The sequence below is a fragment of the Pseudomonas sp. TE9122 genome (genome assembly GCF_056278925.1).
The window spans coordinates 1484358-1498615 of record NZ_JBWBQI010000001.1 but is presented as its reverse complement, the minus strand read 5'-3'; the positions used below and the strand labels follow the sequence as shown (position 1 = coordinate 1498615).

The following is a 14258-nucleotide window of genomic DNA, read 5'->3' as shown; positions in this document are numbered from 1 at the left end:
AAGAGGCCGGCACAGACAACGAAGATGTCGAGGTGAACATGTACAACTGGATCGACGCCCTCGCCGACCTGCAGAATCAGGGCGAGCCCTGTGTGCTGGTGACGATCATCGAAGAACTTGGCTCGACGCCACGCAACGCCGGCTCGAAAATGGTCGTCAGTGCCGACCGCCTGTTCGACACCATCGGTGGCGGGCATCTGGAATTCAAAGCCATGCAGATCGCCCGCGCGATGCTCGCCAGCGGCAAGCAGGACACCCATCTGGAGCGCTTCAGCCTCGGTGCCAGTCTCGGCCAGTGCTGCGGTGGCGCTACGGTGTTGCTGTTCGAACCGATGGGCCAGGTGCAGGCGCAGATTGCCGTGTTCGGTGCCGGCCATGTCGGTCGCGCCCTCGTGCCGCTGCTGGCCAGCCTGCCCTGCCGGGTGCGCTGGATCGATTCGCGCGAGGCGGAGTTCCCCGAACACATTCCCCACGGCGTGCGTAAAATCGTCAGCGAAGAGCCGGTGGACGAAGTCGATGATCTGCCTGCCGGCAGCTACTGCATCGTCATGACCCACAACCATCAGCTCGATCTGGAACTGACTGCGGCGATTCTCAAGCGCAACGATTTCACCTGGTTCGGCCTGATCGGCTCGAAAACCAAACGCGCCAAATTCGAACACCGTCTGCGTGATCGTGGTTTCGACCCGAGCGTGGTGCAGCGCATGCGCTGCCCGATGGGCATCGGCGAAGTCAAAGGCAAACTGCCTGTGGAAATCGCCATCTCCATCGCCGGCGAAATCATCGCCACTTACAACGCCAATTTCGGCCAGCACAGCGCCCGCGCCGAACCGATTGCCCGACTGCTGCCCGCCTCGCGCCGCAGTCAGGCCGCCAAACTCAAAGCCTCAAACTGATTAGAGAACCCTCATGCCTCTGACTCGCAAAGCCTACCGCGCCGCCATCCTGCACAGCATCGCCGACCCTGCCGAAGTCGGCATCGAAGCCTCCTATGAATATTTCGAGGATGGCCTGCTGGTGATCGACGACGGCAAGATCAGCGCCCTCGGCCACGCCAGCGAACTGCTGCCAACCCTGCCGGCGGATATCGAGATCAACCATTATCAGGATGCGCTGATCACCCCCGGCTTTATCGACACGCACATTCACCTGCCGCAGACCGGCATGGTCGGCTCCTACGGCGAGCAACTGCTCGACTGGCTGAACACCTACACCTTTCCCTGCGAAAGCCAGTTTGGTGATAAGGCTCACGCCGACGAAGTGGCGGACATTTTCATCAAGGAACTGCTGCGCAACGGCACCACCACCGCGCTGGTGTTCGGCAGCGTGCACCCGCAGTCAGTCAATTCGTTTTTTGAAGCGGCGGAAAAGCTTGATCTGCGCATGATCGCCGGCAAGGTGATGATGGACCGCAATGCCCCGGACTATCTGGTCGATACCGCCGAATCCAGCTACGTCGACAGCAAGGCGCTGATCGAGCGCTGGCACGGCAAGGGCCGCTTGCACTATGCGGTGACGCCGCGTTTTGCGCCGACCAGCACTCCGGAACAACTGACCCTGGCCGGGCAATTGCTGACGGAATATCCGGATCTGTACATGCAGACCCACATCAGCGAAAACCTCAAGGAAATCGAGTGGGTCAAAGAGCTGTTCCCGGAGCGCAAGGGCTACCTCGACGTCTACGATCATTACCAGTTGCTCGGCGAACGCTCGGTATTCGCCCACGGCGTGCACCTGTGTGACGAAGAATGCGCGCGACTGGCGGAAACCGGCTCGGCGATCTCGTTCTGCCCGACCTCGAACCTGTTCCTCGGCAGCGGCCTGTTCAACCTGCCGATGGCCGAGAAACACAAGCTCAATGTCGGCCTTGGCACCGACGTCGGCGGCGGCACCAGTTTCTCCCTGCTGCAAACCCTCAACGAAGCCTACAAGGTCATGCAACTGCAGGGCGCGCGGCTGAGTCCGTTCAAGTCGCTGTATCTGGCAACCCTGGGTGGCGCGCGGGCGCTGCGTCTGGAAGACAGGATCGGCAATCTGCAACCGGGCTCCGATGCCGACTTCCTGGTACTGGATTACAACGCCACGCCGCTGCTGAGTTATCGCTTGAAGCAGTCGAATAACATTGCCGAGACGTTGTTTGTACTGATGACGCTGGGGGATGACCGCACGGTGGCGCAGACGTATGCGGCGGGGGCGCTGGTGCATCAGCGCTAACCTCTTCGCACTGATCGTTCCCACGCTCTGCGTGGGAATGCAGCCCGTGACGCTCCGCGTCACTGGACGCGGAGCGTCCCTAGAGGCGTTCCCACGCAGAGCGTGGGAACGATCATCCCCGGTGGTGTTTACCACGGAGGATTTTTGTTGCCGGTCAGGTTGTCTTCGCGAGCAGGCTCGCTCCCACCTTTGAAATGCATTCCCCTGTGGGAGCGAGCCTGCTCGCGAAAGCCGCGACTCGGTTTCAGCTTAGAGCTTGGCCGCTGGACGCCCCGGCTTCTTGGTCTGCAACAAGTGCGAGAACACCGCATGCAGATCATCCGACGCGCCTTCCTCGTCGAGGTTGAGCTTGCTGTCGATGTGATCCATGTGATGCATCATCAGATTCACCGCCAGTTCGCCGTCGCGCTTTTCAATGGCGTCGATCAACTGCGTGTGTTCGTCGTACGAGCAGTGCGAGCGGTTGCCGCTTTCATACTGGGCGATGATCAGCGAGGTCTGCGAAACCAGGCTGCGCTGGAAGCTGATCAACGGTGCGTTCATCGCCGCTTCCGCCAGTTTCAGGTGGAATTCGCCTGACAGACGAATACCGGCACCGCGATCGCCGCGCGAGAAGCTGTCGCGCTCATCGTTGACCATCTGCCGCAATTCGGCGATCTGCTCGGCCGTGGCGTGCTGCACGGCCAATTCAGTGATCGCACGCTCGACCAGACGGCGGGCGAGGAACACCTGTCGCGCCTCTTCAACGCTCGGGCTGGCGACCACGGCGCCACGATTCGGCCGCAACAGCACCACGCCTTCATGGGCCAGACGCGACAGCGCGCGGCGAATGATGGTGCGGCTGACCCCGAAGATTTCCCCCAGCGCCTCTTCGCTCAACTTGGTACCGGGCGCCAGACGCTGTTCGAGGATGGCCTCGAAGATATGCGCGTAGACAATATCGTCCTGGGTTCCGCTGCGGCCGGCTTTGCCTGCTCGCGGTTGTTTCTTGAGGGGTTGCAACTGTTCGTTCATGGGCACTCGAGTCGGGAAAACTGCGGCGAATAGACCGTGACTGTAATACGGCACAGTAGGTCGCTGGCAAGTATCGCGTAAAAAACAGCGCGATTGTACACAATGAATGGTGGCAACACGACTGTACGGCTGTTTGCGCCTGCGGCTGTATTGCAACGGTTTGTCAGGTTTGAGTTTAGGCTTGATCGCAGAATCCGCTGCATGACCGCAATCCCCCGTGGGAGCGAGCCTGCTCGCGAAAGCCATTTCACATTCACTATGAATGTTGACTGACATAGCGCTTTCGCGAGCAGGCTCGCTCCCACAGAGGTTCTGTGTTGTGGCGGACATCTCCATTGCTATAAGGAACACCGCCGTCATGACCGACGCCACCCACGCCCGCCTGCGCCCTCTGGCCGACACTTCGCCTTCCGCCATCGTTGCCGGTTTCATCGCGATGATGACCGGTTACACCAGTTCGCTGGTGCTGATGTTTCAGGCCGGGCAAGCCGCCGGCCTGAGCAGCGGGCAGATTTCTTCGTGGATCTGGGCGATTTCGATCGGCATGGCGGTGTGTTCGATCGGCCTGTCGCTGCGCTATCGCACACCGATCACCATCGCCTGGTCGACACCCGGCGCGGCGTTGCTGATCACCAGCCTGGGCGGTGTCAGTTATGGCGAGGCAATCGGCGCCTATGTCACGTGCGCGGTGCTGGTGACGATCTGCGGCCTGACCGGCAGCTTCGAACGGCTGGTAAAAAAGATCCCGGCCTCTTTGGCGGCAGCTCTGCTGGCAGGGATTCTGTTCAAGATCGGCAGCGAAATCTTCGTCGCCGCGCAACACCGTACCGGTCTGGTGTTGGGGATGTTCTTCACTTATCTGCTGGTCAAGCGCCTGTCGCCGCGCTATGCGGTGCTCGCGGCGCTGCTGATCGGCACCGCGCTGTCGGGCTTCATGGGGCTGCTGGATTTCAGCGGCTTTCACCTGGAAGTGGCCACCCCGGTGTGGACCACGCCGCACTTCTCCCTGGCCGCTACCATCAGCATCGGCATTCCGCTGTTCGTGGTGGCGATGACCTCGCAGAACATGCCCGGCATCGCCGTGCTGCGCGCCGATGGCTATAACGTCCCGGCCTCGCCACTGATCACCACCACCGGCATTGCCTCCCTGTTGCTGGCGCCGTTCGGCTCACACGGTATTAACCTCGCGGCGATCAGCGCGGCGATCTGCACCGGTCCGCATGCTCATGAAGATCGCAACAAGCGTTACACCGCAGCGGTGTGGTGCGGGGTGTTCTACGGGATTGCCGGGGTGTTCGGTGCCACGTTGGCGGCGTTGTTTGCCGCGTTGCCGAAAGAACTGGTGCTGTCGATTGCGGCGCTGGCGCTGTTCGGCTCGATCATCAATGGCTTGAGCATTGCCATGAGCGAGGTGAAAGAACGGGAAGCGGCGTTGATCACCTTCATGGTCACGGCGTCCGGGCTGACGCTGTTTTCCATTGGTTCGGCGTTTTGGGGGATTGTGGCGGGGGTTTTGACGCTGGTGATTTTGAATTGGCGCAGAGCTTAAGATCAAAAGCCCCTCACCCTAACCCTCTCCCAAAGGGAGAGGGGACTGACCAAGGTGCTCGGAAGATATACGCCGACGAGGGATATCAAGTCGAACTCACATCCCGAAAAGCCCACAGATCGGCTCCCTCTCCCTCGGGAGAGGGCTGGGGTGAGGGGCGAGTCCACCATCAAATCCAAGCCGTATCACCTAAACACCAGACGAAAAAAAACGGCGACCCTCAGGTCGCCGTTTTTTTCAGTATCACTTAGCCGCGTTGATCGGCTTTTCCGGATACCACACATCCAGCAGCGGGCTGACTTCGTACTTGGTCAGCTCGGAGCGGTTTTTCAGCCAGGCTTCAACGGCAGCGCGCTGCTCTTCGTTGACCGAGCCACGCTTCTGCAGGCACACCAGACCGAAGTCGTCGCCGCCAACATAACCCAGACCGTTGGCTTCCATGGCTTCTTTGATGAATGCTTCGAGGAAAGCGTCAATGGCTTCTTCGGACAAGTCTTCTTTGAAGTCCAGGTTCAGTTCGAAACCCAGCTCTTGAAATTCATCTACGCACAGTTTTTTGCGCAGACGCTGGGAACGGTTAGTCGCCATTGGAACAATCCTCTTAAGTAATAACGGCCGGCACTTTACCAGTTTAAGCCAGCGATTGCCCGACTCTCTGGTCGCTGCGGCCGACCGCCTGTAAAAAAATAAGCGATTGGCCGGTCGCGACACGGCACAAGCTGTTACAGCTTGGGGCATAATGCCGACACTTTCATGACCACTGAGGGCCTTTTCATCCATGTCCTCGTCTTTTTTCCCCTCTTTTGCAGGGTTTTATTGCATATGATCAAATCGTTGCGTCCACTGTTTCTCGCCGGCCTTCTTCTGCCTCTGGCCCTGTCTGTCTCCGCTGCCACCATCAACACTTCCCTCACCCCGAACGTCGAAAAAGCCCTCAAGGCCAGCAAGCTGCAGCCCACTGCGCTGTCGCTGGTGATGGTGCCGCTCGACGGTCCGGGCACGCCGACCGTGTTCAACGCCGACGTCTCGGTCAATCCGGCCTCGACGATGAAACTGGTCACCACTTACGCGGCGCTGGAAATGCTCGGCCCCAACCATCAGTGGAAGACCGAGTTCTACACCGATGGCACCCTGAGCGGCGGCATTCTCAACGGCAACCTTTACCTCAAGGGCGGCGGTGACCCGAAGCTGAACATGGAAAAACTCTGGCTGCTGATGCGTGACCTGCGCGCCAACGGCGTGACCCAGATCACCGGCGACCTGATCCTCGACCGCAACTTCTTCGTGCAGCCGCAATTGCCGGAATTCAACGATGACGGCAACGACGACAACAAGCCGTTCCTGGTCAAACCCGACTCATTGCTGGTCAACCTCAAGGCCCTGCGCTTTGTTGCGCGCAATGACGGTGGCCGCGTACTGATTTCGGTTGAGCCGCCGATTGCCAGCATCCGCATCGAAAACACCGTCAAGGCGCTGCCGTCCAAGCAATGCACCGGCGGCGTGCGCTATAACCCGGTGCCGCAGGCCGATGGCAGCGTGACCGTAACCGTCGGCGGCCAGTTGGGTGAAGGCTGCAGCTCGCAGACTTACCTGTCGCTGCTCGACCACGCGACCTACACCGCTGGCGCCGTCCGCGCGATCTGGAAGGAACTGGGTGGCAGCATCCAGGGCAAGGATCGTCTGGCACCGACGCCGAGCAGCGCCAAACTGCTCGCCCGCGCGTACTCGCCAGATCTGGCCGAGATCATCCGCGACATCAACAAATACAGTAACAACACCATGGCCCAGCAGCTGTTCCTCAGCCTTGGCCAGCGTTTCCGCAACGATGCCGACGGTGATGACGCCCGGGCTGCGCAGCGCGTAGTGCGGCAGTGGCTGGCGAAGAAAGGCATCACCGCGCCGCATCTGGTGATGGAGAATGGTTCTGGTCTGTCGCGGGCCGAGCGGGTCAGTGCGCGGGAAATGGCCAACATGCTGCAGGCCGCCTGGCACAGCCCGTACGCCGCCGAGTACATCAGCTCGCTGCCGATTGCCGGCACCGACGGCACCATGCGCAAACGCCTGAAAACCACGGCGATGCGCGGTGAAGCCCACGTCAAGACCGGTACCCTGAACACCGTGCGCGCGATCGCTGGCTTCAGCCGTGACGTGAACGGCAATACCTGGGCGGTGGTAGCGATCCTCAACGACAAGGCCCCGTTCGGCGCCTCGTCGGTGCTCGATCAGGTGCTGCTGGATCTGTACAAACAGCCGAAACTGCCGCAGACCGCTTCGGTGCTGTAAGCGCAGCAGGTGCAATTGTGGGAGCGAGCCTGCTCGCGAAGGCGTCGGTTCAGTAAGCATGTTCAGTGACTGTCACACCGCTTTCGCGAGCAGGCTCGCTCCCACAGAAAATCAGCGCCAGGTCCCCTCTGCCCCACAGGGTCAGGTGTCAGGTTCGAATCAGCACATCTCCCGCTCAACCCGATCCCGGCCATTCTGCTTCGCCGCGTAGACCCCTGAGTCAGCGCGCAGCAACAAGGCATCTGCGCCCTCCCCCGGGCGCCAGCTGGCGATGCCGAAACTCGCGGTGACCAAGCCGACCACATCCACCGGCGCGCTACGCAAACCTTCCCACAACTCCATCGCCAGCATGTAGGCGTGTTCACCGTCGATGTCCGGGCACAGCACCATGAACTCTTCACCGCCCAGACGGCAGAACACGTCGGTGCGGCGCAAGCGATGGCCGATCCGTTCGCAAACTGCTTGCAGCACGCGGTCGCCGACAGCGTGGCCGAACTGATCGTTGATGCGTTTGAAGTGGTCGATGTCGAGCATGATCACCGACAACTCACCGCCGCCACGCTCGACCCGGGCCATTTCGGTGGTCAGGCGTTCCTGGAAATAGCGGCGGTTGTGTATGCCGGTCAGCGAATCGGTGATCGACAACGCGCGCAATTCTTCTTCCACGCGCTTGAGATCGGAGATATCCGAGATGTAGCCGTGCCACAGCACCCCGCCGCCCGGCAGCTCTTCCGGTGTCGCCTCGCCGCGCACCCAGCGCAGGCCGCGTTCAGGCAGTTGCACGCGGTATTCCTCGCGCCACGGGCTGAGATTTTCCGCCGATTCGCGGATGGATGAGCGCACGCGAATCGCGTCCTGCGGGTGAATGCGACTGAAAATCGCCTCGGAGTCGAGCAGCAGCACATCCGGCTCCAACTCGTAGATTTCGCGGATGCCATCGCTGGCGTAGATCACGCTGAAGCGTCCGTCGAATTCCATTTTGAATTGGTAAATGCCGCCCGGAACATGGGCGCTGAGCTTCTTCAGCAACGTGTCGCGTGCTGCCAGCACTTCGTGCACGCGTTTGCGCTCGGTGATGTCGATGCAGATCGCCAGATGACCGACCCACAGGCCTTGCTCGTCAAGCACCGGGGTGGCGAGCATGTTCACCGGCAGGTGACTGCCATCGCTGCGCACCAGTGTCCACTCGCGCGCTTCATGGCCGCCGACTTCGCCGCCCTCGACCAGCATCGCGTGGCAAGTCGGAATACTTTTGCCGTAGCGCGCACTCAACTCGGCCGAACGCGCCGCCAGTTCCCGTGGCAAATGCAGGTTCTCCAGGGTCATGCGCCCGACCACTTCGGCGCTGCTGTAGCCGAGCATTTGCTCGGCGCCGGGATTGAAAGTGTTGATCACCCCGCGCAGGTCGGTGGCAATGATCGCGACCTGAGTGGCGGCATTCAGCACGCCGCGCAACTGACCGTGGGTGCCGCGCAGTTCCTGCTCGCGCTCGTGCAATTCCTGGGTGCGCACCTCGACCAGCCGCACCGCGCGCTGGCGCTGGCTGACCAGCACGTAAAGCAAGGCGCTGAGCAATGCGCTGAGCAAGCCGCCAAGAATGATCACGCTGCCCACCGACGAATGGTTGGCCTGCATGAACGCCTCGCTCGGAAGGATATCGACCTGATAGTCGTGGTCGGCCATGCGCAGCAAGCGCGTCGCCGCCAGATCGCCGGGCACCGCCTCGTTGCTCGATTCGAACAGCGCCTCGTGCTGATCCTGGGTCGACAGGTCGAGAATGCGCACCGACAGGTAATCGTGCAGGGCATCGGGCAAACCGTCGGCGAGCAACTGGCGCATGCTGATCACCGCCATCACATAGCCGAACGGCTGCGATTCTCCGGCGCGACTGACCGGCGCCAGTAGCAACACCCCACGCGCGTAGGACGGCTCAATCCCGACAAGATGCATCGGTTGCGACACCGCCATGCTGCCGAGCTGGTCGGCGCGTTGCAGGGTTTCGCGGCGCATGGGTTGGGCGAGCAAGTCATAACCCAGTGGTGGCGCCAATCGGCTTTGGGTCTGGGTGTACAGCACCGGCACATATGCGTCGCGCGCTGCCGCCAGTTGCAGCTCGCCATTGGCGTCGAGCTCGCGAATGGTGAAGTTGCTCAGGCCTTCGTCACGCACCTGCTGTTCGAACGCGGCGCGTTCGGCACCACTGACTCTCGGGGCATAGGTATAGGCTTGGGTGCGCAGCAATAAAGGGCGGGAGTAGCCGTCGAATTCGGCGCGGGACACCGATTCGGAGTTGGCGAAGAACCGGCGCAGACTATCGAGACGTTGCTCCTGGTCCTGAAAACGTTCGGCGATACGGCTGTAGCGTTCGTTGGCCAGCAGTTGAAAGCGCTGACGCGATTGTTGCTGAAACTGGTTGAAGGTGCCCCACGCGAGCAGCCCGGTGAGAATCCCGCCGGCAAGCAACACCAGCAAAGCGACCAGCCAGGCTGAGACGTCTTCACTGATGAAACCGAGGATTTTCGGGCGCACGGGGTGCAACGGCATAAGCACGACTCACTCCGCCAGATTCACGGGAAAACCCCATTGGCGGTGTGTGAGTTATAGCTATTAGCCACTAATTTAGCCAGCACCGCTGGATCCACCGAGCCGTTAAAAATCAAGGCTCTGTGGATCCAACCAGTGAAAGCGTCAACGAGCCGTGATTTTCCAGGCGCGGTGGATCTTGGTATTGCGGGCGAAATCCGGATCAATGGTCTGCGCGCTGATTTCCTCGACCGCATAACGCTCGGCGAGGTTTTCCTCCAACTGGAACTTGCGGAAGTTGTTGGAGAAATACAGCACGCCACCCGGTGCCAGCCGCGCCATCGCCAAGTCGATCAACTGCACCTGATCGCGCTGTACGTCGAAGATGCCTTCCATGCGCTTGGAGTTGGAGAACGTCGGCGGGTCGATGAAGATCAGGTCGTATTCGTCGCGGCTGCTTTCCAGCCACGCCATCACATCACCCTGCTCCAGACGGTTCTTGTCCGAGAAGCCGTTCAGCGACAGGTTGCGTCGCGCCCAGTCCAGATAGGTTTTCGACAGGTCGACGCTGGTGGTGCTGCGCGCGCCGCCCTTGGCCGCGTGCACGCTGGCGGTCGCGGTGTAGCAGAACAGATTGAGGAAGCGTTTGCCGGCCGCCTCTTTCTGGATACGCATGCGCATCGGCCGGTGATCGAGGAACAGGCCGGTGTCGAGGTAATCGGTGAGGTTGACCAGCAGCTTCACGCCACCTTCATTGACCTCGACGAACTTGCCCTGCGCAGCCTGACGCTCGTACTGCTTGGTGCCGCTCTGCCGCTCGCGGCGCTTGACCACCACGCGGTTCTTGTCGACGTTCAACGCCTGCGGTATGGCCGCCAGCGCATCGAACATGCGCGCCGAGGCTTTTTCCGGGTCGATGGATTTCGGCGCGGCGTATTCCTGAACGTGCACCCAGTCGTGGTACAGGTCGATGGCCATTGCGTATTCAGGCATGTCGGCATCATAGACGCGGTAGCAATCGATGCCTTCGCGCTTGACCCACTTGCCCATCGCCTTGAGATTTTTCTGCAAGCGGTTGGCAAACATCTGCCCGCCTTCGCTCAGGCGCGGTTGTTCGATCACTGGCGCCGGGGCTGGCGTCGGCTTGATCGGGTTGCCGTTCTTGTTGAACTTGCGCTCTTGCGGCTCGTCGGGGGTCTGGTCGTAAGCCGCTTGCTCGCGCTCGGCCTGACGCTGTTCCGGAGTGCGGCGTTCGCCAGTGACGAACTGATCGGGCAGGACCTTGATCAGCAGCAGCTTGCACGGCAGCGCGCCGTTCCAGAACGAATACTGTTTATGGCTGCGAATGCCCATGCGCTTGCCCAGATCCGGGGCGCCGGTGAACACCGCCGCTTCCCAGTTCAGGCAGGCCTGACGCAGACGCTCGCCGAGGTTCTGGTAGAGATACAGCAGGCTGGCTTCGTCACCGAGACGCTCGCCGTACGGCGGGTTGCAGATGACCAGACCTTTCTGGTTCTGATCCGGGCGCGGCTCGAAGGTCGCCACTTCGCCCTGGTAGATCTTGATCCACTCGCTGAGGCCGGCGCGCTCAACGTTATTGCGGCCTGGCTGAATCAGTCGTGGATCGGCTTCGTAACCGCGAATCCACAGCGGCGGTTTGGCCAGACCGGCGGCAGCACGCTCGACGGCTTCTTCGTGGAGTTTTTTCCACAGTGCCGGCACATGACCGAGCCACGCGGTAAAGCCCCACTGCTCGCGACGCAGGTTCGGCGCCATGTCGGCGGCAATCATCCCCGCTTCGACGAGAAACGTACCGACACCGCACATCGGGTCAGCCAGTGCGCCACCTTCGGCGGCAATTCGCGGCCAGCCGGAACGGATGAGGATTGCCGCCGCGAGGTTTTCCTTCAGCGGCGCCGCGCCCTGCTGCAAGCGATAGCCGCGCTGGTGCAGGCTGTGGCCGGAGAGGTCGAGGGAGAGAATCGCTTCGCCGCGATCCAGACGCAGGTGAATGCGCAGGTCCGGGTTGAGCTTGTCGATGGATGGACGATCACCCTGTGGCGTGCGCAGTTTGTCGACGATGGCATCTTTGACTTTCAGCGCGCCGAAGTGGGTGTTGTCGATGCCCGAGCCGTGGCCGCTGAATTCGACGGCCAGGGTGCCGTCGCTGAGCATGTGATCCTGCCAGTCGATGTCGAGCACGCCGTGGTAGAGGTCTTCGGCGTCCTTCATCGGGAAACGCTTGAGCACCAGCAACACACGGTTGGCCAGACGCGACCAGAGGCACAGGCGATAAGCGGTTTCCATGGTCGCCATGCCACGCACGGCGGAGGTGTGCTCGCGCGCTTCTTCAAGGCCAAGCCCGACGGCTTCCTCGATGAGCAGGCCTTCAAGGCCTTTGGGGCAAGTGAGGAAGAGTTCGAAACGATCGGACATGGTAATTCCAGAGCCTTTGGCTAGTGGGCCGGCAACGCATTGCCGACCCGGTTTTCAATCAGGCGCTTTTCTGAAAGAGCGCCCGCGTGGCACGAAGGTGTGCCGTTCCATCCCCGCTGCTCGGGTTAAAAGAGCTTAGATGCCGGGACAGATAAAAAAGTTGGTGAAACAAAAAGACTGAAAGCGACCCTTCGTCGAATATTACCCAAGCGCAAACGTGGGTCATTCTCACTAAAGGATTAACCCCCTGAGTCAGCGGGGCGCCGATCATACCGGGGTTTGCGCAATGAACGTTGAATAAATACGCGGTTACTTATCGCCATAGCATCCTTTACGTTACGTGCTTATGACAAAACGATCATTCCCTCGGTGTGACTCATTGGTTAGAACTGAGCACAGGTTGACGTCGCAACGGCGTCAACACCTTGGCTCGCCACGCCGGCAGCGAGCCGCACGATGGCAGGTTTTTTCTGCCAGACCTCAATTGAGGTCAACGCGACACTACAGTCAACAAGTGAGGGAAACACCCTATGAGAAGACTTAAGCGTGATCCGTTGGAAAGAGCATTTTTGCGCGGATATCAATATGGCGTTGGTGGCAAATCCCGTGAGCTTTGCCCATTTACTCTACCGTCGGTACGTCAAGCCTGGATCAACGGCTGGCGAGAAGGACGCGGCGACAACTGGGACGGTATGACCGGCACTGCGGGAATCCACAGACTCAACGAACTTCACGCCGTCGGCTGACACAGGGCATTTATTCCGACACGACAATCTGAATCTGCACTGAATTAACCACGCACGTCCCTCCCGGACGGCGGGCTACGGCCCAGGGGCTCCTTCGAGGAGCCCTTTTTTATGCCTGCAAAAAGGGTTAACCGGGATCCACGTGGCGAGGGGATTTATCCCCGCTCGGCTGCGCAGCAGTCGCGAAGTCCGAACTTCAATCTACCTGGCATATCACTGTGGAAGGTTTGGGGCTGCTGAGCAGCCCAGCGGGGATAAATCCCCTCGCCACAAAGGCTCCCCAAGGCCTCGGCAATCCTCAGCGCAACGCGGCGATGGCGTCTACCGATTCACGAATCAGCGCCGGGCCTTTGTAGATGAAGCCCGAATAGATCTGCACCAGGCTTGCACCGGCCGTGATCTTCTCCGCCGCGTGCTTGCCCTCGGTAATCCCGCCCGCAGCAATGATCGGCAAACGCCCGGCCAATTCGCCCGCCAGCACTTTCACGGTATGGGTGCTCTTTTCACGCACCGGCGCACCCGACAGACCGCCCGCCTCGTCGCCATGCTCCATGCCTTCGACGCCGACACGGCTCAAAGTCGTATTGGTGGCGATCACCGCATCCATGCCGGTTTCGATCAACGCCTGGGCGACCTGCGCAGTTTCTTCGTCGGTCATGTCCGGCGCGATCTTGATCGCCAGCGGCACATGCTTGCCGTGACGCAGGGCCAGTTCGGCGCGGCGCGTGGCCAGGTCCGCGAGCAATTGTTTGAGCGAGTCGCCGAACTGCAGGCTGCGCAGGCCCGGGGTATTCGGCGAGCTGACGTTGACCGTGATGTAACTGGCGTGGGCGTAGACCTTGTCCAGGCAGATCAGGTAATCATCCACCGCGCGCTCGACCGGGGTATCGAAGTTCTTGCCGATGTTGATGCCCAGCACGCCTTGGTATTTCGCCGCAGCGACCCGCGCCAGCAGGTTATCCACGCCAAGGTTGTTGAAACCCATGCGGTTGATGATCGCCTCGGCTTCCGGCAGGCGGAAGATTCGTGGTTTCGGGTTACCCGGCTGCGGACGCGGGGTCACGGTGCCGATTTCGACAAAACCGAAACCCAGTTGCGCAAAGCCATCGATGGCCGCGCCGTTCTTGTCCAGACCTGCCGCCAGCCCTACCGGGTTCGGGAATTCGAGCCCCATGACGGTCACCGGCATTTTCGCCGGTGCCTTGCACAGCAAGCCGTTGAGGCCCAAACGTCCACCCGCGCCGATCAGATCCAGCGACAGATCGTGGGAGGTTTCCGGGGAAAGTTTGAACAACAGCTGACGGGCCAGGGTGTACATGGGCGGCAATGACTCGGGCGGCGAAAAGAGGCGGCGATTATAGCCGGGCATCGTCCCCCGGCGCGAGGCGCCTGCGCGAATCAGGCGACTGGCATATGCCTTGCACCACCCCGCTCATCAGTCTGCCGACCAATGACGGCGCGCAGGCCAGGACAATGGCGTCGTCCCCGGGTTT

The 14258-nt window shown here is 60.9% G+C and carries 10 protein-coding genes; 5 read left to right on the top strand and 5 right to left on the bottom strand.

Annotated features, from left to right (window positions below):
• The first annotated feature begins 38 nt into the window (after positions 1–38).
• On the top strand, positions 39–896 hold the full coding sequence (gene xdhC / locus ACZ9BE_RS06725) for a xanthine dehydrogenase accessory protein XdhC (RefSeq protein ID WP_476249085.1): 858 nt from the start codon (positions 39–41) through the stop codon (positions 894–896).
• 13 nt (positions 897–909) lie between these two features.
• A complete protein-coding gene (gene guaD / locus ACZ9BE_RS06720; RefSeq protein WP_236169149.1) occupies positions 910–2214 on the top strand; it encodes a guanine deaminase in 1305 nt (434 codons plus the stop codon).
• Between the two features lie 249 nt (positions 2215–2463).
• On the opposite strand, the gene ACZ9BE_RS06715 is transcribed toward guaD, so the two are convergent.
• Positions 2464–3228, bottom strand: coding sequence for a GntR family transcriptional regulator (locus ACZ9BE_RS06715; RefSeq protein WP_007918375.1), 765 nt, complete (start codon positions 3226–3228; stop codon positions 2464–2466).
• Positions 3229–3586: 358 nt separating this feature from the next.
• On the opposite strand from ACZ9BE_RS06715, the gene ACZ9BE_RS06710 reads away from it, so the two are divergent.
• A complete protein-coding gene (locus tag ACZ9BE_RS06710) occupies positions 3587–4777 on the top strand; it encodes a benzoate/H(+) symporter BenE family transporter (RefSeq protein ID WP_323164964.1) in 1191 nt (396 codons plus the stop codon).
• A gap of 243 nt (positions 4778–5020) precedes the next feature.
• Here ACZ9BE_RS06710 and ACZ9BE_RS06705 read toward each other — a convergent pair whose 3' ends face one another.
• The gene (locus ACZ9BE_RS06705; RefSeq protein WP_016773843.1) at positions 5021–5365 is read right to left on the bottom strand and encodes a YggL family protein; all 345 of its coding nucleotides are present in this window, start codon (positions 5363–5365) and stop codon (positions 5021–5023) included.
• Positions 5366–5599: 234 nt separating this feature from the next.
• Here ACZ9BE_RS06705 and dacB point away from each other — a divergent pair, with 234 nt between their 5' ends.
• Positions 5600–7060: a D-alanyl-D-alanine carboxypeptidase/D-alanyl-D-alanine endopeptidase gene (gene dacB, locus ACZ9BE_RS06700; protein WP_476249084.1), complete on the top strand. Its 1461-nt coding sequence runs from the start codon at positions 5600–5602 to the stop codon at positions 7058–7060.
• A gap of 159 nt (positions 7061–7219) precedes the next feature.
• On the opposite strand, the gene ACZ9BE_RS06695 is transcribed toward dacB, so the two are convergent.
• Entirely contained in the window at positions 7220–9604 is a 2385-nt protein-coding gene (locus tag ACZ9BE_RS06695) for a sensor domain-containing diguanylate cyclase (RefSeq protein ID WP_476249083.1), read from the bottom strand.
• 144 nt (positions 9605–9748) lie between these two features.
• Positions 9749–12019 (bottom strand): bifunctional 23S rRNA (guanine(2069)-N(7))-methyltransferase RlmK/23S rRNA (guanine(2445)-N(2))-methyltransferase RlmL, encoded by a 2271-nt coding sequence (rlmKL, locus tag ACZ9BE_RS06690; RefSeq protein ID WP_024012311.1) that lies wholly within the window; start codon positions 12017–12019, stop codon positions 9749–9751.
• Between the two features lie 530 nt (positions 12020–12549).
• On the opposite strand from rlmKL, the gene rmf reads away from it, so the two are divergent.
• The gene (gene rmf / locus ACZ9BE_RS06685) at positions 12550–12765 is read left to right on the top strand and encodes a ribosome modulation factor (protein WP_003223300.1); all 216 of its coding nucleotides are present in this window, start codon (positions 12550–12552) and stop codon (positions 12763–12765) included.
• A 298-nt stretch (positions 12766–13063) separates the two neighbouring features.
• Here rmf and ACZ9BE_RS06680 read toward each other — a convergent pair whose 3' ends face one another.
• The gene (locus ACZ9BE_RS06680) at positions 13064–14083 is read right to left on the bottom strand and encodes a quinone-dependent dihydroorotate dehydrogenase (protein ID WP_476249082.1); all 1020 of its coding nucleotides are present in this window, start codon (positions 14081–14083) and stop codon (positions 13064–13066) included.
• Positions 14084–14258: the final 175 nt, after the last annotated feature.

Coding starts and splice junctions, on each gene's coding strand:
- rlmKL (WP_024012311.1), bottom strand. CDS start 12,019: ATGTCCGATCGTTTCGAACTCTTCCTCACTTGCCCCAAAGGCCTTGAA.
- ACZ9BE_RS06715 (WP_007918375.1), bottom strand. CDS start 3,228: ATGAACGAACAGTTGCAACCCCTCAAGAAACAACCGCGAGCAGGCAAA.
- ACZ9BE_RS06705 (WP_016773843.1), bottom strand. CDS start 5,365: ATGGCGACTAACCGTTCCCAGCGTCTGCGCAAAAAACTGTGCGTAGAT.
- rmf (WP_003223300.1), top strand. CDS start 12,550: ATGAGAAGACTTAAGCGTGATCCGTTGGAAAGAGCATTTTTGCGCGGA.
- ACZ9BE_RS06680 (WP_476249082.1), bottom strand. CDS start 14,083: ATGTACACCCTGGCCCGTCAGCTGTTGTTCAAACTTTCCCCGGAAACC.
- guaD (WP_236169149.1), top strand. CDS start 910: ATGCCTCTGACTCGCAAAGCCTACCGCGCCGCCATCCTGCACAGCATC.
- dacB (WP_476249084.1), top strand. CDS start 5,600: ATGATCAAATCGTTGCGTCCACTGTTTCTCGCCGGCCTTCTTCTGCCT.
- ACZ9BE_RS06695 (WP_476249083.1), bottom strand. CDS start 9,604: ATGCCGTTGCACCCCGTGCGCCCGAAAATCCTCGGTTTCATCAGTGAA.
- xdhC (WP_476249085.1), top strand. CDS start 39: ATGTACAACTGGATCGACGCCCTCGCCGACCTGCAGAATCAGGGCGAG.
- ACZ9BE_RS06710 (WP_323164964.1), top strand. CDS start 3,587: ATGACCGACGCCACCCACGCCCGCCTGCGCCCTCTGGCCGACACTTCG.